Annotated in this window: 23 protein-coding genes and 1 riboswitch; of the genes, 13 read left to right on the forward strand and 10 right to left on the reverse strand. The window is 71.4% G+C overall.

Going from position 1 to position 21,787, the window contains the following annotated elements; genetic code table 11:
- Position 1: 1 nt before the first annotated feature.
- The gene (locus ABZ441_RS23750) at positions 2 to 763 is read left to right on the forward strand and encodes an endonuclease/exonuclease/phosphatase family protein (RefSeq protein ID WP_358977588.1); all 762 of its coding nucleotides are present in this window, start codon (positions 2 to 4) and stop codon (positions 761 to 763) included.
- 117 nt (positions 764 to 880) lie between these two features.
- On the opposite strand, the gene ABZ441_RS23755 is transcribed toward ABZ441_RS23750, so the two are convergent.
- A complete protein-coding gene (locus tag ABZ441_RS23755) occupies positions 881 to 1,552 on the reverse strand; it encodes a hypothetical protein (RefSeq protein ID WP_358977590.1) in 672 nt (223 codons plus the stop codon).
- Positions 1,545 to 2,324 (reverse strand): alpha/beta fold hydrolase, encoded by a 780-nt coding sequence (locus tag ABZ441_RS23760; protein WP_358977592.1) that lies wholly within the window; start codon positions 2,322 to 2,324, stop codon positions 1,545 to 1,547. Before ABZ441_RS23760 ends, ABZ441_RS23755 begins: the two co-directional genes overlap by 8 nt.
- 215 nt (positions 2,325 to 2,539) lie before the next feature.
- Here ABZ441_RS23760 and ABZ441_RS23765 point away from each other — a divergent pair, with 215 nt between their 5' ends.
- The 4 genes from ABZ441_RS23765 (at position 2,540) to ABZ441_RS23780 (ending at position 6,347) form a co-directional block, all read left to right on the forward strand.
- Positions 2,540 to 3,259: a lysophospholipid acyltransferase family protein gene (locus tag ABZ441_RS23765; protein ID WP_358977594.1), complete on the forward strand. Its 720-nt coding sequence runs from the start codon at positions 2,540 to 2,542 to the stop codon at positions 3,257 to 3,259.
- 69 nt (positions 3,260 to 3,328) lie between these two features.
- Positions 3,329 to 4,546 carry a DUF5931 domain-containing protein gene (locus tag ABZ441_RS23770; protein WP_358977596.1) on the forward strand — a complete coding sequence of 406 codons (1,218 nt, stop codon included), beginning with the start codon at positions 3,329 to 3,331 and terminating at the stop codon, positions 4,544 to 4,546.
- Positions 4,543 to 5,235 carry a response regulator transcription factor gene (locus tag ABZ441_RS23775; RefSeq protein WP_358977598.1) on the forward strand — a complete coding sequence of 231 codons (693 nt, stop codon included), beginning with the start codon at positions 4,543 to 4,545 and terminating at the stop codon, positions 5,233 to 5,235. The genes ABZ441_RS23770 and ABZ441_RS23775 overlap by 4 nt, the downstream gene beginning before the upstream one ends.
- 107 nt (positions 5,236 to 5,342) lie before the next feature.
- Positions 5,343 to 6,347, forward strand: a complete 1,005-nt coding sequence (locus ABZ441_RS23780; RefSeq protein ID WP_358977600.1) for a 2-hydroxyacid dehydrogenase — start codon at positions 5,343 to 5,345, stop codon at positions 6,345 to 6,347.
- A 29-nt stretch (positions 6,348 to 6,376) separates the two neighbouring features.
- On the opposite strand, the gene ABZ441_RS23785 is transcribed toward ABZ441_RS23780, so the two are convergent.
- Both ABZ441_RS23785 and ABZ441_RS23790 read right to left on the reverse strand, forming a co-directional pair.
- A complete protein-coding gene (locus ABZ441_RS23785) occupies positions 6,377 to 8,326 on the reverse strand; it encodes an anthranilate synthase family protein (RefSeq protein ID WP_358977602.1) in 1,950 nt (649 codons plus the stop codon).
- Between the two features lie 97 nt (positions 8,327 to 8,423).
- Positions 8,424 to 8,480 carry a trp operon leader peptide gene (locus tag ABZ441_RS23790; protein WP_078850812.1) on the reverse strand — a complete coding sequence of 19 codons (57 nt, stop codon included), beginning with the start codon at positions 8,478 to 8,480 and terminating at the stop codon, positions 8,424 to 8,426.
- 103 nt (positions 8,481 to 8,583) lie between these two features.
- On the opposite strand from ABZ441_RS23790, the gene ABZ441_RS23795 reads away from it, so the two are divergent.
- Positions 8,584 to 9,930: a class II 3-deoxy-7-phosphoheptulonate synthase gene (locus ABZ441_RS23795; RefSeq protein ID WP_358977604.1), complete on the forward strand. Its 1,347-nt coding sequence runs from the start codon at positions 8,584 to 8,586 to the stop codon at positions 9,928 to 9,930.
- A 156-nt stretch (positions 9,931 to 10,086) separates the two neighbouring features.
- Entirely contained in the window at positions 10,087 to 10,353 is a 267-nt protein-coding gene (locus ABZ441_RS23800; RefSeq protein ID WP_358977606.1) for a (2Fe-2S)-binding protein, read from the forward strand.
- Between the two features lie 41 nt (positions 10,354 to 10,394).
- Here the strand turns inward: ABZ441_RS23800 and bfr are convergent, their stop codons facing one another.
- Complete coding sequence (bfr, locus tag ABZ441_RS23805) at positions 10,395 to 10,874, reverse strand: bacterioferritin (RefSeq protein WP_329227849.1); 480 nt, start codon at positions 10,872 to 10,874, stop codon at positions 10,395 to 10,397.
- Between the two features lie 155 nt (positions 10,875 to 11,029).
- Between bfr and ABZ441_RS23810 the strand changes: the two genes are divergently transcribed.
- Positions 11,030 to 11,662 (forward strand): sulfite oxidase-like oxidoreductase, encoded by a 633-nt coding sequence (locus tag ABZ441_RS23810; RefSeq protein WP_358977609.1) that lies wholly within the window; start codon positions 11,030 to 11,032, stop codon positions 11,660 to 11,662.
- A gap of 76 nt (positions 11,663 to 11,738) precedes the next feature.
- Here ABZ441_RS23810 and ABZ441_RS23815 read toward each other — a convergent pair whose 3' ends face one another.
- From ABZ441_RS23815 to thiO, 5 genes are all read right to left on the reverse strand, one after another.
- Positions 11,739 to 12,602, reverse strand: coding sequence for a deoxyribonuclease IV (locus ABZ441_RS23815; RefSeq protein ID WP_358977611.1), 864 nt, complete (start codon positions 12,600 to 12,602; stop codon positions 11,739 to 11,741).
- A gap of 19 nt (positions 12,603 to 12,621) precedes the next feature.
- Positions 12,622 to 14,544: a Stk1 family PASTA domain-containing Ser/Thr kinase gene (pknB, locus tag ABZ441_RS23820; protein WP_358977613.1), complete on the reverse strand. Its 1,923-nt coding sequence runs from the start codon at positions 14,542 to 14,544 to the stop codon at positions 12,622 to 12,624.
- A gap of 127 nt (positions 14,545 to 14,671) precedes the next feature.
- Entirely contained in the window at positions 14,672 to 15,466 is a 795-nt protein-coding gene (locus ABZ441_RS23825) for a thiazole synthase (protein ID WP_358977615.1), read from the reverse strand.
- Positions 15,467 to 15,468: 2 nt separating this feature from the next.
- On the reverse strand, positions 15,469 to 15,699 hold the full coding sequence (gene thiS / locus ABZ441_RS23830; RefSeq protein WP_358977617.1) for a sulfur carrier protein ThiS: 231 nt from the start codon (positions 15,697 to 15,699) through the stop codon (positions 15,469 to 15,471).
- Positions 15,696 to 16,913 (reverse strand): glycine oxidase ThiO, encoded by a 1,218-nt coding sequence (thiO, locus tag ABZ441_RS23835; protein ID WP_358977619.1) that lies wholly within the window; start codon positions 16,911 to 16,913, stop codon positions 15,696 to 15,698. The genes thiS and thiO overlap by 4 nt, the downstream gene beginning before the upstream one ends.
- Positions 16,911 to 17,023, reverse strand: a riboswitch (TPP riboswitch). (Overlaps the previous gene by 3 nt.)
- A gap of 268 nt (positions 17,024 to 17,291) precedes the next feature.
- On the opposite strand from thiO, the gene ABZ441_RS23840 reads away from it, so the two are divergent.
- From ABZ441_RS23840 to ABZ441_RS23860, 5 genes are all read left to right on the forward strand, one after another.
- Positions 17,292 to 18,464, forward strand: a complete 1,173-nt coding sequence (locus ABZ441_RS23840) for an FAD-dependent oxidoreductase (RefSeq protein WP_358977704.1) — start codon at positions 17,292 to 17,294, stop codon at positions 18,462 to 18,464.
- Between the two features lie 59 nt (positions 18,465 to 18,523).
- Positions 18,524 to 18,889 carry an Rv2175c family DNA-binding protein gene (locus ABZ441_RS23845; RefSeq protein ID WP_358977621.1) on the forward strand — a complete coding sequence of 122 codons (366 nt, stop codon included), beginning with the start codon at positions 18,524 to 18,526 and terminating at the stop codon, positions 18,887 to 18,889.
- A gap of 164 nt (positions 18,890 to 19,053) precedes the next feature.
- Complete coding sequence (gene thiE / locus ABZ441_RS23850; RefSeq protein ID WP_358977623.1) at positions 19,054 to 19,704, forward strand: thiamine phosphate synthase; 651 nt, start codon at positions 19,054 to 19,056, stop codon at positions 19,702 to 19,704.
- 171 nt (positions 19,705 to 19,875) lie between these two features.
- On the forward strand, positions 19,876 to 20,793 hold the full coding sequence (gene metF, locus ABZ441_RS23855; protein WP_051709707.1) for a methylenetetrahydrofolate reductase [NAD(P)H]: 918 nt from the start codon (positions 19,876 to 19,878) through the stop codon (positions 20,791 to 20,793).
- Between the two features lie 50 nt (positions 20,794 to 20,843).
- Positions 20,844 to 21,785: a hypothetical protein gene (locus ABZ441_RS23860; protein WP_358977626.1), complete on the forward strand. Its 942-nt coding sequence runs from the start codon at positions 20,844 to 20,846 to the stop codon at positions 21,783 to 21,785.
- Positions 21,786 to 21,787: the final 2 nt, after the last annotated feature.

A 21,787-nucleotide genomic window follows, 5' to 3' on the forward strand; every position in this document is an offset into this window, starting at 1 on the left:
CATGGTCACGATGCCGATGCCACTGCCCGACTCCCGTACCGAGCCGGACGGTTCAGCAGTCATCCGGGTGCTCAGCTACAACGTGCGCTCACTGCGCGACGACACCGGGGCACTGGCCCGCGTCATCCGCGCCTGCGCCCCCGACGTGGTGTGCGTCCAGGAGGCCCCGCGCTTCTTCCGCTGGCGCAAGGCCGCCGCCCGGCTGGCGGCCATGACCGACCTGGTGATCCTCAGCGGTGGCGCCACGGCGGCCGGGCCCCTGCTGCTCTGCTCCCTGCGGGCCACCGTGGAACGCACCGAGGACGTCCTGCTGCCGCTCACCCCGGGGCTGCACCGCAGAGGCCTGGCCACGGCTGTCGTACGGATCGCCGGGGCACGGCTCGGCGTCCTGAGCTGCCACCTCAGCCTGCAGCGGGAGGAGCGGCTGGCCCAGGCGGGAATGCTGCTGGACCGGATCGACGCCATGGACGTCCCGCACGCCGTCGTTGCCGGTGACCTCAACGACGTACCGGAGGGGGGCGGCTTCCGGCGGCTGGCCGGGCGGCTCCAGGACTGCCGGGCCGTACGGCCGTGGGGCGGCGAGCTCACCTTCCCGCCCGACGAACCGCGCAAGCGGATCGACGCGGTGTTCGCGACCGGAGGCATCGAGGTGCTCGGCTGCGGCGTCCCCGCGGACCTGCCCGGTGTGAGCGGCGCGGACCTGCGGGCGGCCACGGACCACCTGCCCGTACTGGCCGCCCTGAGGGTGCCGGCTGGAGGCTGAGACGGGCACCCACGGCAGGCACCCCCGAGGACGGCCGACCGCGCCGCGCCCCAGGCCGGGCACCGCGCCCCAGGCCGGGCACCGCGCCCCAGGCCGGGCACCGCGCCGCAGACCGGGTCAGACGACCGCGCCGCGCCCCGGGTCGTCGTTCTCCTCGTCGTCGTCGGGCATGCGCGCCACCAGGGTGACGAAGCCGCCCAGGAAACCTCCGATGGAGAGCGTGGTGAGCCACCACGTCATCTCCCACTGCAGCAGCACCGCGCCCAGCATCAGCACCGGACCGCCGACGACCGCGAGCCAGGCGAACTTCGCGGTCACATCGGCCTCGGGCAGCGGCGGCGGCTCCGGCGGTACGAAGTGCCCCTCCTCGCTGTCGTCCGGATCGTCGACGTCACCGTCCTCGGGTTCCTCCAGGCCGTAGTCGCGCGGGCCGGCGACCCCGGGTGCGAAGACGACCGAACCGCCCAGCGGCTTCTTCTCCGGCGGTCCGCCGGGGGTCTTCCCGCCCACACCCTTGTCCGTGTCGTCGCCCGCTGCGGAATCCGCTGCGGGGTCCAGGACGTTGAGCTGGTCGTCCTCCAGCAGGGCCAGGTCCTCGATCGACTTGAACGGCTTGGCGCCCGGCGGGTCCGGCGGCTCGTCGCCGTATCCCGCGACGATCGCCTCCCAGGCCGCTGTCTCGTCGAGTGCCCGGGGCGCTTCCGTGCCCTCGGGGACCGCCGTTCCCTCCGTGGGGCGCGGTTCGCGCTCCTCGTCACTGCCCGCGCGCTCCGCGTCGTGCTCAGCCACCGGACGTGCTCCCCTTCTTGCCAGCGTCGGGTGCGAGGCGGTCGACGAACCGGTAACTCTCGTCGAAGATCCGCTCCGCATCATGGTCCAACGTCGCCACGTGGTAGCTCTGTTCCAGGAGGATCTCCTCGACCTCCCTGGACGAGACCCGGCTGAGGATCCGCGCCGAGTCGGCCGGCGGCACGACATGGTCCTGCGGGCTGTGCAGCAGCACCAGCGGCTGGGTGACCTGAGGCAGATCGGCGTCGACCAGGCGGAAGAACGCCCGCACGGAGTGGGCGGCGTGCAGCGGCACCCGGTCGTAGCCGACCTCCTCGGCGCCCTCCAACGCGATGTCGCTGGTCAGGCCCTTCGTCGTCCGCACCACATGCCGCGCCACCGGCAGGGCGTAGGCCGACAGGCCGTGCACCTTGTTCGCGGGGTTCACCAGCACCAGGCCCGCGATCTCGTCCCCGTGCTTCGCGGCGAGGCGCAGCGCCAGGGCGCCGCCCATGGACAGGCCGAAGACGAAGACCTGCTCGCACCGCGCCCGCAGCGCGCGCAGTTCCCGGTCCACCTCCGCGTACCAGTCCTGCCAGCCCGTGACCGCCATGTCCTCCCAGCGGGTTCCGTGGCCGGGCAGCAGCGGGAGGGACACGGTGAGTCCGCGCTCCGCCAGGTAGTCGGCCCAGGGGCGCAGCGACTGCGGCGAACCCGTGAATCCGTGACAGAGGAGGACGCCGACCTCTCCGCCCTCGTGGCGGAACGGCTCGGCTCCAGGGAGGACCGGCACCGGGGTCTCCTGTTCATGAAGCGGGGCGGGGTGCGGGGGGTGTGCAAAAGGATTACTTCACCGTACGCGACCGGACCGACACCGACCAGGGCCGTCACGGCCCGGGCAGCCGTCACCCGCGGGGAGCACCGGTGGGGAGGCCGTCCCGGGCGGGCGGGGGAGGCCGCGGTTGCACAGGCTAAGGTCTTCCGGACGGCACACAGGAGGCACCAGAGTTGATCTACGGCGCTATGAAGTTCTCCATCGGCGGGTCCCTGAAGCTCGCCTTCAGGCCGTGGGTGGAGGGTCTGGAGAACATTCCCGCACACGGGCCGGCGATCCTCGCGAGCAACCATCTGTCGTTCTCCGACTCCTTCTTCCTGCCGGCGCTCCTCGACCGCAAGGTGACCTTCATCGCCAAGGCGGAGTACTTCACCGCGCCCGGTGTGAAGGGCAAGCTCACCGCCGCCTTCTTCAAGGGTGTGGGACAGCTCCCGGTGGACCGTTCGGGCGGCCGCGGTGCCGGCGAGGCGGCGATCAGGGCGGGCATCCAGGTGATCGAGAGCGGCGGGCTCTTCGGTATCTACCCGGAGGGCACCCGGTCGCCCGACGGACGGCTCTACCGGGGCAAGCCCGGGGGCCTCGCCAGGGTGGCCCTCGCCACCGGTGCTCCCGTCATTCCCGTAGCGATGATCGACACGGAGAAGATCCAGCCGCCGGGCCAGGTGGTGCCCAAGCTGATGCGGCCCGGCATCAGGATCGGCGAGCCGCTGGACTTCACCCGGTACCAGGGCATGGACGGCGACCGCTTCATCCTGCGCTCGGTGACCGACGAGGTCATGTACGAGATCATGAAGCTCTCCGGCCAGGAGTACGTCGACATCTACGCGACCGCGGCGAAGCGGCAGATCGCCGAGGAGGCGAAGAGGAAGGGCCAGGAACGGCCCGGCGCGTAGGGGCGTCTTCGGACGTCCGGTGAAGGCGGCATGGCAGGGGCGGGAACCGGGGGAGGGGGCGTGGGGCACATGGCCAGGCGCGAAAGGGTCGTACGGATGTCGGTGGAGCAGCCCCTGTGGCGCGCCCTCACCGCGTACCGGGTGCTGACGCTGGTCTATGCCGCGCTGCTCGCGGGCTTCGGCCACGCCAAGTACGAACGGCCCTGGGTGGCCGTCGCCTTCCTGGCCTTCCTCGCCCTCTGGACGCTCGTCACGCTGCCCCGGGTGGCCAATGCGGCGAACTGCACCAAGCGCTTCCTCGGCGCGGACCTCACCGTCGCCCTGACGGGCATCCTGGTGACGCCGCTCGCCGACTTCGACGCCCAGCACATGGACGGCCCGACACTCCCCTCGATCTGGACAGCGGGCTCCGTCCTCGCCTTCGCCCTCAAGGGCGGATGGCGCTGGGCGGCCTTCGCCTCGACCCTCGTCGCCGTCGCCAACATCATCGAGCGCGGCGAGCCCAGCGAGGACACCTTCCACAACGTGGTGCTCGTCTGGGTCGCCTCCATCGCCATCGGCTACGTCGTCGAGGTGGCGCGCGCCAGTGAGCGCACCCTGGCCCGCGCCCTGGAGATCGAGGCCGCCACCCGGGAGCGGGAGCGGCTCGCCCGTGACATCCACGACAGCGTCCTCCAGGTCCTGGCCATGGTCCAGCGGCGCGGCACGGCCCTGGGCGGCGAGGCCGCGGAGCTCGGCCGGATGGCCGGGGAGCAGGAGGTCGCGCTGCGGACCCTGGTCTCCAGCGGACTGGTGCCCACGACCCGGGTCTCCGAGGACAGTGCCGACGGCGCGGTCGTCCGCACGGTGGAGACCGACGGGACGGAGAGCCCCGACTCCGACCTGCGCGCCCTGCTCGCCCGGCACGCCGGGGCCCGGGTCACCTTCTCGGAGCCCGGCGCCCCGGTCCTGCTCGCGGCCGGGGCGGCACGTGAACTCGCCGCCGCGGTCAGTGCCGCGCTGGACAACGTCCGGGCCCACGCGGGGCCCGACGCCCAGGCGTGGATCCTGGTCGAGGACGAGCCGGACGCGGTGATCGTCACCGTCCGGGACGACGGCCCGGGCATCCCGGAGGGCAGGCTCGACCAGGCGGAGGGGGAGGGCCGCCTCGGCGTCGCCCTGTCGATCCGCGGCCGGCTGCGCGATCTGGGCGGTACGGCAGAGCTGATCTCGGTGCCCGGCCAGGGCACCGAGGTCGAGTTGAAGGTTCCGAAGGTTTCACGGGGGAAGGCAGGATCGGCCCGATGAGTACACCGAACACGCAGGCAGCAGAGGAGGCGACCATCAAGGTGATGGTCGTCGACGACCACCCCATGTGGCGCGACGCCGTGGCCCGCGACCTCGCCGAGTCCGGATTCGACGTGGTCGCGACCGCCGGCGACGGCCCGGGCGCGGTGCGCCGGGCCAGGGCCGTCGTGCCCGACGTCCTGGTGCTCGACCTGAATCTGCCGGGGATGCCCGGCGTCCAGGTCTGCAAGGAGCTCGTCGGCTCCCACCCCGGGCTCCGCGTACTGGTGCTCTCCGCCAGCGGTGAGCACGCCGATGTCCTGGAGGCGGTGAAGTCCGGCGCCACCGGCTATCTGCTCAAGTCGGCCAGCACCCAGGAGCTGACCGACGCCGTGCGCGCCACCGCGGCAGGCGACCCCGTCTTCACCCCGGGCCTCGCCGGACTGGTCCTCGGCGAATACCGCCGGCTCGCCTCCGACCCGGCCCCCGCCGCCCCCGACCGGCCGAAGGTCCCGCAGCTCACCGACCGCGAGACGGAGGTCCTGCGGCTGGTGGCCAAAGGGCTCTCGTACAAGCAGATCGCCGAGCGGCTGGTCATCTCCCACCGCACCGTGCAGAACCACGTCCAGAACACCCTGGGCAAGCTCCAACTGCACAACCGGGTGGAGCTCGTGCGCTACGCCATCGAGGCCGGCCTCGACGACGTCTGACAGGGCGGTTCCGCTTCGGCCGGAACCGCTCCGGCCGAGCGGCGCCCCCGGGACACGGACCGTATATTCGCGAGGAACGGCCCCCACCCCCTCACCCGGGAGACGTCGTGGAAATCCTTGCATTCGGCGTGCAGTCCGACGAGCAGCCGCTGATCGAGAAGGCCTTCGCCGGTCTGCACGACGTCCGCTGCCTGGACGTCTTCCTCACCGAGGACACCGCCCCGATCGCCGCGGGCTACGAGATCATCTCCACCAGCGTCAACGCCGATCTCGGCGGCAAGGTGCTGCAGACCCTCGCGGCGGGCGGCACGCAGATGATCGCCCAGCGCTCCACCGGCTTCAACAACATCGACCTCGACGTCGCCGAACGCCTGGCCCTGCGTGTGGCCCGGGTCTCGTACTACTCGCCGTACTCGGTCGCCGAATTCGCCTGGGCCCTGGCCATGGCCGTCAACCGCCGTATCGTCCGCGCGGTGAGCCGCACCCGTGACTTCGACTTCCGGCTCGACGGGCTCCTCGGCCGGGACATGCACGGCCGGACGGCCGGAGTGGTCGGCACCGGGAAGATCGGTGAGGCGTTCACCCGGATCGCCCACGGATTCGGCATGGACCTGCTGGGCTGGGACCTCGTCGAGAACCCTGCCTGCACCGCACTCGGCATGAGGTACGTGGACAAGGAACAGCTCCTCGCCGAGTCCGACCTGATCAGCCTCCACGTACCGCTGCTGCCGGCCACCCGGCACATCATCGGCCGGGAAGCCCTGTCCGTGATGAAGGACGACGCGATCCTGGTCAACTCCAGCCGGGGCGGACTCATCGACAGCCGCGCGCTGGTCACCGAGCTGAGGGGCGGCCGGTTCACCGGTGTCGGGCTCGACGTCTACGAGGCGGAGGCCGGGCTCTTCTACGTCGACAAGTCGGTGGAGGGCATCGACGACGACACCCTCGCCCGGCTCGTCACCTTCCCCAACGTCATCGTGACCTCGCACCAGGCGTACTACACACGTGACGCCGTGGAACAGATCATCGACGCCACCGTGCAGAACGTCGCCGACTACCTGGAGGGCCGCCGCGGCGACAACTTCCTGGTCCCGGCGCCTCCCACGCGATAGACCGCCGGGCGGGACTGCCCCGCCCTTCCTCAGCCGAATACCGGCAGCGCCGCCAGCAGTCCGGTCACGATCGCGGCGCCGCGCAGCGTCAGCACCGACTCCGGGTGGAACTGCACCGAGGCGAAACCCCGGCCGCGCAGCGCGTGCAGCTCGCCGGAGGCCGGGTCCCTGCTCGCCTCGATGCCGTGCGCGCCGAGTTCCGTGGCCGCCGCATCGTCACAGAGCGCGGTGAAGCTGTTGTAGAAGCCGACCGTCTCGGGCCTGCCGAACAGATCGATGCGGCTCTGCGCCCCCTGGTACGGCACGGACTTCCGTGCGACCTCCAGACCCAGCTCCGCCGCGATCAGCTCATGGCCGAGGCAGACGCCGAGCAGCCCGTGCCGGTGTTCGCGTACGAGCTCGGCAGCCAGCTCCCGCAGCAGCCGCATCTTCGGATCGGCCGTGTCCGCCGGGTCGCCGGGGCCGGGCCCCAGCACCACCGGCCCCGCGTGCGCCCGTACGGTCTCGCGCAGGCCCGGCTCGTCGAACCGGCGCACCGACACCGTGAGGCCCGAGGAGCGCAGCAGATGCGCCAGCATCGCCGTGAAGGTGTCCTCGCCGTCCACCACCAGCGCGTGCCCGGACAGGTCCCGGGTGCGCTCCTGCATCCGCAGCCAGAAGGGGGCCAGCCCGCCGCGCCGGTCGTCCAGGGCCGCCTGCACCCGCGGATCGGAGGCGAGCCGCGGACGGCCGGCCTCCGACCCCGGCCGGCCCGGCCGGACACCCAGCGCCGCCAGCACACCCGCCGCCTTCGCATGCGTCTCGGCGACCTCCCCCGCCGCATCGGAGTGGCGCACGAGCGTCGCCCCCACCGGCACGCTCAGCCGGCCCGCCGCCGAGATGTCGGCGGTACGGATCAGGATCGGAGAGTCCAGCGTCTGCGTCCCTCCGGGCTCCCGGCTCACCAGTGCCAGGGCGCCGGCGTAGTAGCCGCGGCCCCCCGGCTCGTACCGCTCGATCACCCGGCAGGCGTTCTGCACGGGGGAACCGGTGACCGTCGCCGCGAACATGGTCTCCTTCAGGACCTCCCGCACGTCCAGTGAGGAACGCCCGCGCAACTCGTACTCCGTGTGCGCGAGATGAGCCATCTCCTTCAGCCGCGGCCCGACCACCACACCGCCCATGTCGCCCACGGTGCACATCATCTTCAGCTCCTCGTCGACGACCATGGAGAGTTCCTCGGTCTCCTTGCGGTCGCCGAGGAAGGCCAGCAGGCCCTCGGCTGTCGGTCCCTCGGCCGGGTAGCGGTAGGTGCCGCTGATCGGATTCATCACGACGGTCCCGCCGGACATCCGCACATGGACCTCAGGACTGGCGCCCACCAGCGTCCGTCCGCCCGTCGCCCGCCGCCCCGGCCCAGAGGCCGCGGCCCCGCCGCCCGTGTGCACGACGAACGTCCAGTACGCGCCGCGCTCACCTGCCAGCAGCCGCCGGAACAGGGCCAGCGCGTCGGCGCGGCCGAAGCCGGGGATCTCGCCGCCGAAGGTCCGCCGGATCACGAAGTTCGCGCCCTCGCCCCGCCCGATCTCGTCCTCGACGACCCGCCGGACGACGTCCGCGTACTCCTCGTCGGGGACGTCGAACGCGCCGTCCTCGACTCTCACGTCGTGGCCGGGCAGATGCGCCAGCACCTCGGCCAGCGGCAGCTCGTGCACCTCGTCGGCGACCAGTACCGCGAGCGGGGTGCCGTCGTCGCGTACGTCGAAACCGCGCTCGGCGATCTGCCGGAAGGGCACCAGGGCCAGCGCGGGCAGCTCGCCCACGGGGATGTCGGCGAGCCGGGCCACCTCCCGCACCTCGCCGGTCAGGACCTCGACGGTGTCGTGGTCCCGGCCGGGCGTGCGCCTGCGCAGCAGCGCGAACGGAGGGGAGTCGTCACGGAGCAGGCCGGACAGCACGTCGGCGGCGCGGCGGGGACGGGCGGGCGTGGGCTCGGGCATGGGCGTTCCTTCTTGACGGAGGAACGGCTCCCGGCTCCTGACAAGCAGAGAAGGCCGCCCCTCGGGCGGCCTTCGCGAAGTCTGTACGCGCGATGAGTCAGCGGGCCGCCGGATGAGCGGTCCACCACCAGTTACGTGTCGTCTGCGCGAACATGCCCGCAGCCTAGCGGACGGGGTCGACGGACGAGCGCGTGTCTCATCTGCTGAGCGGGCGGACTGCGACGCACTGCCGACCCCGTAATGTTGTCAAGGTGACCGTGAACGCCAATACCTCCGTCGCCGGTGGCCACACCTGGCGAGACCTTCCCGCGGCGCAGCAGCCCGAGTACCCCGATGCCGAGGCTCTGCGCGACGCACTCGCGGACCTCGAGTCGTATCCTCCGCTCGTCTTCGCGGGCGAGTGCGACCAGCTGCGCGCCCGCCTGGGAGCCGTCGCCAAGGGCGAGGCGTTCCTGCTGCAGGGCGGAGACTGCGCCGAGGCCTTCGACGGCGTGTCCGCCGAGCACATCCGCGCCAAGCTGAAGACCCTGCTCCAGATGAGCGCCGTCCTCACGTACGCCGCCTCCGTGCCGGTCGTCAAGATCGGCCGGATCGCGGGTCAGTACTCCAAGCCGCGCTCCAAGCCGACCGAGACCCGCGACGGCGTGACCCTGCCGACCTACCGCGGTGACTCCGTCAACGGCTTCGAGTTCACCGAGGCCGCCCGCATCCCGGACCCTCAGCGGCTGAAGCAGATGTACCACGCGTCCGCCTCCACGCTGAATCTCGTGCGCGCCTTCACCACCGGTGGTTACGCCGACCTGCGCCAGGTGCACGCCTGGAACCAGGACTTCGTGAAGTCCTCGCCGTCCGGACAGCGTTACGAGGCCCTGGCCCGCGAGATCGACAACGCGCTGAACTTCATGAAGGCGTGCGGCACGGACCCGGCCGAGTTCAAGGCGGTCGAGTTCTACGCCTCGCACGAGGCACTGCTGCTGGACTACGAGTCGGCGCTGACCCGCACCGACTCGCGCACCGGTCAGCTGTACGACACCTCGGGCCACATGGTCTGGATCGGTGAGCGCACCCGGCAGATGGACGGCGCGCACATCGAGTTCGCCTCGAAGGTCCGCAACCCCATCGGCGTCAAGCTCGGACCGACGACCACCGTCGACGAGGCCCTCGGCTACATCGACCGCCTCGACCCCGAGCGCGAGCCGGGCCGGCTGACCTTCATCGTCCGCATGGGCGCCGACAAGGTCCGCGACAAGCTCCCCGAGCTGGTCGACAAGGTCACCGCTTCCGGTGCCGCGGTGGTCTGGGTGACCGACCCGATGCACGGCAACACCTTCGAGGCCGCGTCCGGCCACAAGACGCGCCGGTTCGACGACGTCCTGGACGAGGTCAAGGGCTTCTTCGAGGTCCACAAGGACCTCGGCACGCACCCCGGCGGTATCCACGTCGAGCTGACCGGCGACGACGTCACCGAGTGCGTCGGCGGCGGCCACGAGATCTTCGTGGACGATCTGCACCAGCGCTACGAGACCGCCTGCGACCCGCGCCTCAACCGCAGCCAGTCCCTCGACCTGGCCTTCCTGGTCGCCGAGATGTACCGCGACCAGTAGGGACCACCGCTGAACGACTGTGGGGCACGGATCGATGTGATCCGTGCCCCACAGCCGTACCGGGGCTTTCGTGCACCGGCCCTCACAGGTAAGGTTAGGTTAGCCTCACCGAGAATTCGGGCGGCGCAGTGATCGACCCGTCGGGAGGTGAACCGCATGTACGTCTGTTCCTGCTTCGGCATCACGGAGGACCAGGTCAAGCAGCATGCGGACGGCGGCGCGTGCACACCCCGCCAGATCGCCTCCGCCTGCAAGGCGGGCACCGACTGCGGCGGCTGCGTCCGCAGGATCCAGGCCCTGCTCGGCCGCGGCGACTGCTCGAGCCGTGAGCTCGTCGAGGGGCGTACCGCGCGGGCGGCGGCGCCCGCCGCGCCCGTCACCCTCGGCACCGCACCGGGCGTCAGGCTCTCCGACGCCGCCTGAGAGGGCAGGCCCGCCCGGAGGTCGCCGGAGGCTTCGGTGATTCAGCTCTCCGGCTGCTCGATCAGCTGGGCGATGTAGAGCGCCTCACCGAGCTTCTCGACCAGTTCCAGCTGGGTGTCGAGATAGTCGATGTGATGCTCCTCGTCCTCGAGGATGGACTCGAAGATGTTCGCCGAGGTGATGTCGCCCTTGCCGCGCATCACCTCGATGCCCCGACGGAGGCGGTCGATCGCCTCCACCTCGACCTGGCGGTCGGCCTGGAACATCTCGGTGACCGTCTGGCCGACCCGTACGTGGAAGAGACGCTGGTAGTTGGGCAGGCCGTCCAGGAACAGGATCCGGTCGGTGAGGATCTCGGCGTGCTTCATCTCGTCGAACGATTCGGCCCGCGTGTACTTCGCGAGCTTCGTCCAGCCGAAGTTCTCCTGCATCTTCGCGTGCAGGAAGTACTGATTGATGGCAGTCAATTCGGCGGTCAGCTGTTCGTTGAGGAACTCGAGGACCTCGGGGTCGCCCTGCATCGCAGAGGCTCCTTCCAACCGGTGGACTGGGCATGTCTGGGCGCATCCTCGCACCGCACCACCCGGCCGTCCAGTAAGTGCATGCTTAGTATGAGTTGCCCGAATCGCCTCTCCCCTGGTCATGACCACCCCTGCCTGTCTGTCACCATGGAGGCATGGGTCAGCCGGAAAGCCGGGAACGCGGCACAGCAGAGCAGTCCGGGCTTCCGCCGGGGCAGCGGCTGCAGCGGGGCTGGCCGGTCACCCATTACGGGCCCGTCCCCAAGTTCAAGCCGGACCGCTGGGAGTTCAGGGTCTTCGGGGCCACGGCCGACGGTGACAAACACTGCTGGAATCACCAGGAATTCACGGCACTCCCCTTCACCTCAGTCGTCGCGGACCTCCACTGCGTGACGAAATTCAGCATGCTCGAAGCCGAGTGGGGCGGAATTCCGGCCCGCGAGGTCGTGGAACTGGCGCCGCCCGCTCCCCAGGTCACCCATGTGATGGTCTGGGCCGAATACGGCTTCAGCTCGAATCTCCGGCTCGCCGACTTCGCCTCGGACCGGACACTGTTCGCCACCCACAAGGACGGCGAACTGCTCACCGCCGAACACGGATTCCCGCTGCGCCTGGTCGTGCCGCACCTGTATGCCTGGAAGGGGCCCAAATGGGTCCGGGGCATCGAATACATGACGGCCGACCGCCGCGGGTTCTGGGAGGAGCGCGGCTACCACAACATCGGCGACCCGTGGAGCGAACAGCGCTACTCCTACCAGGAGGAGCCCGGGGACGGCCCCGAGCTCTGAACCGACGGGCTCTGAACCGTCGGGCTCCGAACCGTCGGGCTCCGAACCGTCCGGAACCTCCCTGACACCGGCGCTCTCACTCGGAGGCGGCGCCCCGGAGCTCCTTCAGCCGGGCCACGTCCGCCGCGTGCCCGTCCTTGCCGCCCGGCGTCTCGATGATCAGCGGCACGTTCTCGGCGGCCGGGTGGGAGAACAGCTCACGGAACGGCTCGGAGCCGATGTGGCCCGCGCCGATGTTCTCGTGCCGGTCCTTGTGGGCGCCCACCACGTCCTTGGAGTCATTGGCGTGGATCAGCTTCAGCCGGCCCTCGCCGACGGTCTCCACCAGCAGGTCCAGGGTCTGCCGCATGCCCGCGGGCCCCGTCAGGTCGTGGCCCGCCGCGTAGATGTGGCAGGTGTCCAGACAGACCCCCAGCCTGGGATGCGAGTCCAGGGCCTCGAAGTACGGACCGAAGTCCCAGGTCCGTGAGCAGAGCGAGGAGCCCTGTCCGGCCGTCGACTCCAGCAGCAGGAACGGATCGTCGTCATGGGTCAGCTCGTCCAGCAGCGGAAGCAGGTGCGTGCGCACCTGGGCGAGTGCCACCTCGCGGGGGCGCCCGCCGGTCGCCGAACCGGTGTGCACCACCACACCGAGGGCCCCTATCGCCCTCGCCCGGCGCAGCGAGTGGCGCAGCGACAGGACCGACCGCTCGACCGTGGCCTCCGTGTGCGAGCCGAAGTTGATCAGATACGGGGCATGGACGTACGCGGGAACCGCGTCCGCAGCGCACTCCGAGCGGAACAGCTCGTCCTGCGCCGGGTTGCCCGGCGGTGTCGCCCAGCCGCGCGGATTGGCGACGAAGACCTGCACGGCCTCGGCCGCCAGCTCCCGCGCGTAGCCGAGGCCGACCTTCGCGAGTCCTCCGGCCACAGGAACGTGACCGCCGACGGGGTTGCGCATCTTCCGGTCCTCGACTGGCCTACAGGCCCTTGGTCCTGATGGTGACGGTGGATCCTTCGGCGGCCTTCCCGCCGCCCTCGACCGACTGGCGGGCGACCGTGTCGCTGAAGGAGAGGAACGGGCGGTCGACCTTGACCTCGAAGCCCGCCTCCTCCAGTGTGCTCCGGGCCTCTTCGACGTCCTTCCCCGTGACGTCGGGGACCTCGAGCATGCGCGGGCCCTTGGAGACCGTCAGCTCGACGGTGTCGCCCTTCGCGGCCTCCGCCCCGCTGCCGGGCGACTGCCGGGCGATCCCGCCCTGCTCCTCGGCGGAGTTGACCCGCTCGGTCAGCACCTTGGCCTTCAGACCCGCCTCGTCCAGCGCGGCCGTGGCGTCGTCGACGGAGAGGCCCGTGACATCGGGCACGTCGACGGGGCTGCCCTTGCTGACGACCAGGGCGACCGCCGAGTCCGTGTGCCGCTCGGTGCCGGTGCGGGGATCCGTACGGATCACCTTGCCCCGGTCGATCTCCTCGCTGAACTCCCGGGTCACCATCCCGGGCGCGAGCCCCCACTTCTTCAGCTCACGCCGGGCATCGGCGAGGGCGAGCCCTTCGACGTCCGGGACCTTCACGGTCTCCGGGCCGCGCGAGACCACCAGCTTCACCGCGTCGTTGCCACGGATCCGCTTCCCGGAGCCCGGGTCGCTGCTGATCACCGTGCCGCGCCTCACCGTGTCGCTGTAGGCGCGCTCGACACCCTTCAGATCGAGCCCCTCGTCCGCGAGCCGCTTCTCGGCGGCGCTCTGGGTCTGGCCGAGCAGCGAGGGGACCCGGGTGAACTGACCCGAGTTGATGTACCAGACGCCCGCCCCGGCCCCCAGCGCCAGCAGGACGGCGACGAGTACGGCGAGGACCCCGCGCCGGCCGCGGACGGTGAAGGGGCCGAGCCGGCCTCGCCCCGGCTCGCGGGGCGAGACGGGGGGCATCTCCAGCCGACTGGTGTGATGCGCGGTGCCCTGACCCGCCGGTATCACCCGGGGGATCACGCTCGTACGGTCCTCGGCGGCGTCGTGCGTCTCTGCGATGGCCTGCGGGGGCACCGCGTCGAGCTGCTCCTCGGTAAGAGCCGCCCGGACCTCGCGGGACAGGGCGAGCAGGGCCACCGCGTCGAGCGGACGGACGTCGGGGTTCCGCGCGGCGGCGGCGGCCACCAGCTCGTCCAGCCCGGCGGCCAGGCCTGGCACGGAACCGGACGGTGCGGGGACGTCCTGGTTCAGATGCTGGTAGATGACCTGCGCCGCGGTGTCCCCGGCGTGGGGTTTGCCGCCGGTCAGCATCTCGTAGAGCACGACACCGCACGCGTACACGTCGGACCGTGTGTCGGCCGTGCCCTGCTCGATCTGCTCGGGGGCGAGATAGGAGACCGTGCCCAGCAGCGAGCCGGTGGTGTCCGTGGCGGTTCCCACCGCGCGTACGAGACCGAAGTCGGCGACCTTCACCCGGCCGTCGTCCCCTATCAGGACGTTCTCCGGCTTCATGTCACGGTGGACGAAGCCCGCGCGGTGCGCGGCGCCCAGGGCGGCCAGTACCGGCTCCAGGATGTCCAGGGCCGCCCGGGGCTGCAGTGCCCCGCGCTCCCGCAGGACGTCGCGAAGGGTGCACCCGGCGACGTACTCCATCGCCAGGTACACGTACGCGCCCTGGGCACCCTGGTCGAAGACGCCCACCACGTTCGGATGCGCGAGCCGGGCGACGGACTTGGCCTCGCGTATGAAGCGTTCGACGAACGCGGCGTCGGTCGCCAGCGCCGGGTGCATCACCTTGAGGGCGAGCACCCGGTCGAGCCGGGTGTCCATGGCCCGGTAGACCGTGGCCATACCGCCGACGGCGATGCGCGCATCGATGCGATAGCGGCCGTCGAGCAGCTGCCCGACAAGGGGGTCCTGGAGGGTCGTGTCCACGGAGCGAGTCTACGAGCTGCCACGGACACGCCGGACGGTCCAGGGCCTTCCGGGGGCTGTTCCGGTGCCGAGCCGTGACAGGGGTATGCACATGCTGTGACCAGCGGGCCGTCCCGGTGCCCGGGTCTCAGAACGCCGGGCGCTCCGGATCCAGTGCGGCGAGGCCCCGCGCCGGTGACGACGCCTCGGCGAAATGACGGCGCGGGATGCGTCCGGCCCGGTACGCCAGCCGTCCGCCGTCCACCGCGTGCCGCATCGCCGCCGCCATCAGCTCCGGCTCCTGCGCCCGGGTCACCGCCGAGGCGAGCATCACAGCGGCACAGCCGAGCTCCATCGCCAGCGCCGCGTCCGACGCGGTCCCGGCGCCGGCGTCGAGGATCACCGGGACAGTGGCCTGCTCGACGATCAGCTGGAAGTTGTGGGGGTTGCGGATACCGAGCCCGGAACCGATGGGGGAACCCAGCGGCATGACCGCCGCGCACCCCACGTCCTGGAGCTTGCGGGCCAGTACCGGGTCGTCATTGGTGTACGGCAGGACGGTGAAGCCGTCGTCGACCAGGATCTCGGCGGCGTCCAGCAGCTCGATCGGGTCGGGCAGCAGGGTCCGCTCGTCGGCCACGACCTCCAGCTTGATCCAGTCGGTGCCCAGCGCCTCCCGGGCCAGCCGGGCCGTCAGCACGGCCTCGCCTGCGGTGAAACAGCCCGCGGTGTTCGGGAGGACCTGGACGGACAGGCGCTGAAGGACGGAGAGCACCGAACCCTGGACGGTCGGGTCGAGCCGGCGCATGGCCACGGTGGTCAGTTCGGTGCCCGAGGCGACCAGGGAGCGCTCCAGCACGTCGAGGCTGGGTGCCCCGCCCGTTCCCATGATCAGCCGTGACGAGAAGGCGGTGGGACCGAGTGTGAAGACGTCGTCGGACATGGTCAGCCTCCCTGGACCGCGGTGAGGACCTCGACGCGGTCTCCGTCGGTGAGCGCGGTGACGGACCACCGGCCGCGCGGGACGACCGCCTCGTTGACCGCGGCGGCCACCCCGGAGGGGGCCGCGGTCAACGAGGCGACCAGGGTGTCCAGCGTGGTGCCCGCGGGGACCGGGCGGCGTTCCCCGTTGACGGACAGGGAGACGGAATCGGGGACGGCTGCGGGCCGGGTCATACGGGCTGCTCCTGCGACGCGGGGACGGTGTCTTCGGGGGACGGGAGCGGGGGGTGCTCCTGAGAGGCGGCGGGGGCGAAGCGCCGCGCCGAGAAGGGGCGGCCCAGTTCGGGCAGCTCGCCGGTGGTCAGCACGTGGGCCATCACGTCGCCGGTGACGGGGGTCAGCAGCACCCCGTTGCGGTGGTGCCCCGTGGCGAGATGCAGGCCGGGCAGTGCCGTGGGGCCCAGCAGCGGCGCGTTGTCCGGTGAGGCGGGCCGCAGACCGGCTCCGGTCTCCGTCAGCGGCAGTTCGGTGATGCCGGGCACCAGCTCATGGGCGTCGCGCAGCAGCTCGTACACCCCGCCCGCCGTGACCGTGGTGTCCCATCCCAGCTCCTCGGTCGTCGCGCCGACCACCAGCTCACCGTTCGCACGCGGCACCAGGTAGACATGGCTGCCGCGTACGACCGCCCGCACCGTCCGGCTGAGGAAGGGGGCGTGCGCGGGGGGCACGGTCAGCCGGAGCACCTGTCCCTTGACCGGGCGCACCGGAGGCACGACCGTCTCGGGCAGCCCCGCCAGCCGGCCGCTGAGGCTGCCTCCGGCGAGCACCACCTGGCCGGCCGTCAGCTCCGTACCGTCCCGGAGTACCGCACCCGTGGCGCGGCCGCCGGCGACGGCGAGCCGCTGGACCCGGTCGCGCCGGAGGACCACCCCGGCGCGCTCGCACGCGGTGACCAGGGCCGAGGCCAGCCGCCTGGGGTCCACCTGGTGGTCGCCGTCGACCCGCAGCCCGCCGCGTACGCCGGGGGCGAGCATCGGCTCCAGACGGCGGCACTCGCGGCCGCTGAGCCACTCGGACTCCAGCCCCGACCGTTGCTGCAGGGCGTGAAGCTCGCGCAGATGCGCACGGTCGTCGGAGTCCAGCGCGACGGACAGGGTGCCGCAGGCGCGGAAGCCGGTCTCCTGCCCGCTCGCCTCCTCCAGCTCGGCCACGAAGGCCGGATAACGGGCGGCGGAGGCCACGTTGAGGCCGAGCAGCGTCTGTTCTCCGTAATGGAGTTCGGTGACGGCGGCGAGCATCCCGGCCGCGACCCGTGCGGCCCCGCCGCCCGGGTCGGGATCGGCCAGCGTGGTGCTCAGGCCGTGCCGTGCCGACCGCCAGGCGGTCACCAGGCCGATGATGCCGCCCCCGACGACCAGGACGTCGCAACCGTTCGCGGAGATGCGCATGGGCGTCCAGCCCCTCCCTTCGCCGGCATGACCCGGATCAGGTTCGTACGGTCGGAGGCCGGTCAGCCTCCCTCTCAGCCCGGTACGTCCGGACTCCCGCGAGTGTCTTACGGCGGCCAGCCTAGACCCCACGGCCCGCAGTCGGTAAGGGAGCGGCACCCGTGGCCCGTTCGCTCGACGGACTCGTCCGCATGGACGGCCGGATCCGCATGGACGAGACGTGGTAGTGGGAGTCGCGGGCGGGCGGCGGGACGAGCGTGGTGCAGGAACTCTTGAGGTGACGCCGACTCACGCGACTAGGGTGGGCGGGTGAGCGAGCAGACGCAGGACCCGGCAGGAGGACACCGGCCGAGCGGTGTCGTGATCGTGGGTGCCGGCATGGCCGGTGTACAGACGGCCGTGGCCCTGCGCGAAGAGGGCTTCGCGGGACCGGTCACGCTGGTCGGTGCCGAACCCCACCAGCCGTACGACCGGCCGCCCCTGTCCAAGGCCGTACTGCTCGGCAAGGCCGAGGACTCCGCCTTCGACGTCGACTTCGAGGAGCTGGACATCACCCTGCGCCTCGGGCTGGACGTGACGGGCCTGCGCGCGGAGGCGCACGAGCTGGACACCATGGAAGGACCCGTCGCCTACGACGTACTGGTTCTCGCCACCGGAGCGGAACCCGTCGCACTGCCGGGATCCGAGGGGGTGCCCGGCGTTCATCTGCTGCGCACCCTGGACGATGCCGCCCGGCTGCGGCCCGTCCTGGAGCGGCAGCACGACGTGGTCGTGGTCGGAGCGGGCTGGATCGGCGCCGAGTTCACCACCGCGGCCCGCGCGGCCGGCTGCGCGGTCACCGTCGTCGAGGCCGCCGACCACCCCCTCGCGGGCACGATGCCCGCCGAGGTCGCCGCTCCGATGGCCGGCTGGTACGCCGAGAGCGGAGCCGAACTCCTCACCGGTGCCCGGGTCGCACGCGTCGGACAGGGCGCCGTCCACCTGACGGACGGCCGGGTCGTCCCCGCCGGAGCGGTGGTCGTGGGCATCGGCGCCCGGCCCGCCACCGCGTGGCTCGCCGGTTCGGGCATCGCGCTCGGCCCGGACGGCTCGGTCACCGCGGACCGCTCGCTGCGCACCTCGCTGCCCGATGTCTACGCGGTCGGCGACTGCGCGTCGTTCCCCTCGGACCGCTACGGGGAGCGACTGCTGGTCCACCACTGGGACAACGCCCTCCAGGGGCCCCGCGCGGTCGCCGCCGCCCTCGCGGGCGGTGAGCCCGGCACGTACGACCCGGTGCCCTACTTCTGGTCCGAGCAGTTCGGGCGCTTCGTGCAGTACGCGGGCCGTCACACCGGAGCCGACACGCTGCTGTGGCGCGGCGACCCCGGGGACCCGTCCTGGACGGTCTGCTGGCTGAGGCGGGGGGTCCTGGTCGCCGTGCTGGCCGTGAGCCGGCCGCGCGACCTCGCGCAGGGGCGCAAGCTCGTCGAAGCCGGGGCGCGGATCGACCCGGCGCGGGCCGCCGACTCCTCCGTACCGCTGAAATCGACGGTTCTCCGGGGTCTGTGACAGCCCCGTACGGTCGGCCCGGGTACCGGCTGTCGGTCCGGGATGGCACGCTTGTCCTTGTGACCGAGATTGACGCAAAGATCGATGCTCTCGTCCCCGCCTGGCTCTACCTTCCCGACATCGCGGAAATGCTCGATGTCGAGGTGACGCGCGTACGGCAGTTGGTCAAGGATGGCCAGCTCATCGCCGTACGCCGTGGTGAGAACCGGGCGCTCCAGGTGCCTGCCGCCTTCATCGACGGCGACAAGGTGGTCAAGGGCCTCGCAGGGACCCTGACTCTCCTGAGGGACGACGGCTACAACGACGAAGAGATGCTGGACTGGCTCTTCACCCCCGACCCGAGCCTGCCCGGAACCCCCGCGCAGGCCCTGAGCGAGAATCGCGGTACGGAGGTGAAGCGCCGGGCTCAGGCGCTTGCCGTCTGACCGGACGACCGTGAGTGGAGTGCGGGCCGCGGCATTCGCGGCCCGCACTCCGCCGTTACCGGACCCGCCGGCACGGCGGTCCCCGGCGTACGGGCGATTCGTACCGCCACCGGCGACCCATCCACGCACCAGTCATCCATCCACGACCGACGGGGGAATTCATCATGTCCACGCCTCGCGACCAGCTCTCCGGCGCCCGGCTCTACCTGTGCACGGACGCCCGCAAGCGGCAGGGTGACCTGCCCGAGTTCCTCGACGCCGTGCTGGCCAACGGCGTGGACGTCGTGCAGTTGCGGGACAAGGGCATGGAGGCCGCCGAGGAGCTCGAACACCTCGCCGTGTTCGCCGACGCCTGCAAGCGCCACGGCGCGCTGCTCGCGGTGAACGACCGGGCCGACGTCGCCCACGCCATCGGTTCCGACGTGCTGCACCTCGGACAGGGGGACCTGCCGGTGCCCGCCGCCCGTGCCGTCGTCGGCGGCGACGTGGTGATCGGCCGCTCCACCCACGCCGAGGCCGAAGTCGATGCGGCCGTCGCCCAAGCGGGCGTCGACTACTTCTGCACGGGTCCCTGCTGGCCCACCCCGACCAAGCCCGGCCGGCACGCACCCGGCCTCGGCCTCGTGCGCTACGCCGCCTCGCTCGGCACGACGCGCCCGTGGTTCGCCATCGGCGGGATCGACGCCGGCAATCTGGACGAGGTGCTGGACGCCGGAGCGCGTCGCGTCGTGGTCGTACGGGCGATCACCGAGGCGACGGACCCCGCAGCGGCGGCCGCGACGCTCCAGCGGCGTATCCGGGAGCGCACCGCCTGAGCCGAGGGCCCTCCGGCGGTCCGGGTGCGTTCCCGCGCGGCGTCGGACCACGTGCACCGCAAGGCGGAGTGAGCCAGGGCAGGTGTCCGAAGGGTGGACGAGATTCACCGCATCCAGGGCAATTCGGCTTCTCTGGTTGGGGTACGGCCGGGCCCTGGTTAACCTCCCAGTATGGCCCTTGGTACACCTTCCACCAGGACGGATCACGCGCGCACCGTGCGTGATCTGCTCGCGACCGGCGAGACGTCTTTCTCGTTCGAATTCTGGGCGCCCAAGACCGAGAAGGGCGAGCGGAACCTCTGGAACGCCCTGCGCCGGGTCGAGGCGGTGGCGCCGAGCTTCGTCTCCGTGACGTACGGCGCGGGCGGTTCCACCCGTGCCGGGACGGTCCGGGCGACCCAGCAGATCGCGGCGGACTCCACGCTCACCCCGGTCGCGCACCTCACCGCCGTCGACCACTCCGTCGCCGAACTGCGCAACATGGTGGGTCAGTACGCCGACGCCGGTATCCGCAACATCCTCGCGGTGCGCGGAGACCCGCCCGGCGACCCGATGGGGGAGTGGGTCGAACACCCCCAGGGCGTGCGGTACGCGGCGGACCTCGTCCGGCTGATCAAGGAAGCCGGTGATTTCTGCGTGGGAGTCGCGGCGTTTCCCGAAATGCATCCGCGCTCCGCCGACTGGGACTCCGACATCGGTCATTTCGTGGACAAGTGCCGCGCCGGCGCCGACTACGCGATCACCCAGATGTTCTTCCACCCGGAAAGCTATCTCCAGATGCGTGACCGGGTGGTCGCCGCGGGTTGCGATACCCCGGTCATCCCCGAGGTGATGCCGCTCACCAGCGTGAAACAGCTGGAGAGATTCGCGCAGCTCAGTAACGCGTCCCTTCCTTCCTCGCTGAAAGAGCGCATCCTCGCCGCCAAGGACGACCCGGCGGCTGTACGCTCCATTGGCATCGAGTTCGCCACGGAGTTCTGCGCGAAACTGCTCTCCGAGGGTGTCCCGGGGCTGCACTTCATCACGCTGAACAACTCGACGGCGACACTCGAGATCTACGAGAATCTCGGACTGCACAAGCAGTCCTGACCGGCCGTACCCGCCACCAACCGGGGCGGTGGCCGCAGGAGGGGGCGGGCGTGGGCTGGACGGTCCTCTACATCGCATTCGGCATAGTGGCGCTGTGGCTGCTGGGCGAGGTGCTCCTGCAGTACAAGGCGCGCCTGCGCTGGCGGCTTCTCGCCTTCGGGGGTTTCCTCTGCGTGGTCCTGGGTGTCCTGATCCCCTCCGTACTGGTGATCGCGCTCGGGGCGATCGCCTTCGCGACGGGCCAGACCTATGTGACGCTCTCCTTCCGGCGCGGCTTCTCGACCGGGTGGGCCATAGGCGGCAGCCCCGGTGAGAGCCGCCGCCGCCGGCGTGGAGCCGGCGGCCAGGACGGCCCGAAGCCCACACTCGAGGTCTCGGGCCTGGAGTACGAGGAGGCCCCCCAGCAGTACGCTGAGGCCCCCCACCAGGCGGATGCGGGCCCGGCCGCGGTATACGCACCGGAGCCGCTGCCGGACGACACCGGGCAGTACGGCGTTTACACCGACTCCCCGGCCGCCGGCGGTGACCAGCAGCACCGGCACGCGGAACAGCAGCCGCAGTACGCCGCCTACGACCCGTACACCGGCTACTCCGAACCGGCCGCCCAGGATCCGTACGGCGGCCAGGAGGGCTACGTCCCCCAGGACACGTACCAGGGGCAGGGCACCTACACGGGGCAGTACGACTACGGCACGGACCAGGCGGGTCACGGCGCCCACTCCGACCCGTACGCCGGCACGGACACCACCGCGGGCACCGGCCAGTACGGGGCGTACGACAGCTACGGCAACGGCTACGACCCCGCCTACGGCACCGGGCAACCGGCGGACCCGTACGCCGGCCAGTACACCGACACCCCGCCCGGCGGGGTCTGGGTTCCGCAGCAGCGCGAGAGCAACCACCACGCCCCGCTGCCGCCGGAAGCCCCCGTCCAGCCCGCTCCGTACGGCAACGGGTACGACACGGGCCAGAACGAGCAGTACCGCTACTGACC

Source organism: Streptomyces sp. NPDC005752, from assembly GCF_040630715.1.
Lineage (GTDB): Bacteria > Actinomycetota > Actinomycetes > Streptomycetales > Streptomycetaceae > Streptomyces.

Coding starts and splice junctions, on each gene's coding strand:
- ABZ441_RS23750 (WP_358977588.1), top strand. CDS start 2: ATGGTCACGATGCCGATGCCACTGCCCGACTCCCGTACCGAGCCGGAC.
- ABZ441_RS23770 (WP_358977596.1), top strand. CDS start 3,329: ATGGCCAGGCGCGAAAGGGTCGTACGGATGTCGGTGGAGCAGCCCCTG.
- ABZ441_RS23775 (WP_358977598.1), top strand. CDS start 4,543: ATGAGTACACCGAACACGCAGGCAGCAGAGGAGGCGACCATCAAGGTG.
- ABZ441_RS23785 (WP_358977602.1), bottom strand. CDS start 8,326: ATGCCCGAGCCCACGCCCGCCCGTCCCCGCCGCGCCGCCGACGTGCTG.
- ABZ441_RS23800 (WP_358977606.1), top strand. CDS start 10,087: ATGTACGTCTGTTCCTGCTTCGGCATCACGGAGGACCAGGTCAAGCAG.
- bfr (WP_329227849.1), bottom strand. CDS start 10,874: ATGCAGGGCGACCCCGAGGTCCTCGAGTTCCTCAACGAACAGCTGACC.
- ABZ441_RS23810 (WP_358977609.1), top strand. CDS start 11,030: ATGGGTCAGCCGGAAAGCCGGGAACGCGGCACAGCAGAGCAGTCCGGG.
- ABZ441_RS23815 (WP_358977611.1), bottom strand. CDS start 12,602: ATGCGCAACCCCGTCGGCGGTCACGTTCCTGTGGCCGGAGGACTCGCG.
- ABZ441_RS23825 (WP_358977615.1), bottom strand. CDS start 15,466: ATGTCCGACGACGTCTTCACACTCGGTCCCACCGCCTTCTCGTCACGG.
- thiS (WP_358977617.1), bottom strand. CDS start 15,699: ATGACCCGGCCCGCAGCCGTCCCCGATTCCGTCTCCCTGTCCGTCAAC.
- thiO (WP_358977619.1), bottom strand. CDS start 16,913: ATGCGCATCTCCGCGAACGGTTGCGACGTCCTGGTCGTCGGGGGCGGC.
- ABZ441_RS23840 (WP_358977704.1), top strand. CDS start 17,292: ATGGCCGGTGTACAGACGGCCGTGGCCCTGCGCGAAGAGGGCTTCGCG.
- thiE (WP_358977623.1), top strand. CDS start 19,054: ATGTCCACGCCTCGCGACCAGCTCTCCGGCGCCCGGCTCTACCTGTGC.
- metF (WP_051709707.1), top strand. CDS start 19,876: ATGGCCCTTGGTACACCTTCCACCAGGACGGATCACGCGCGCACCGTG.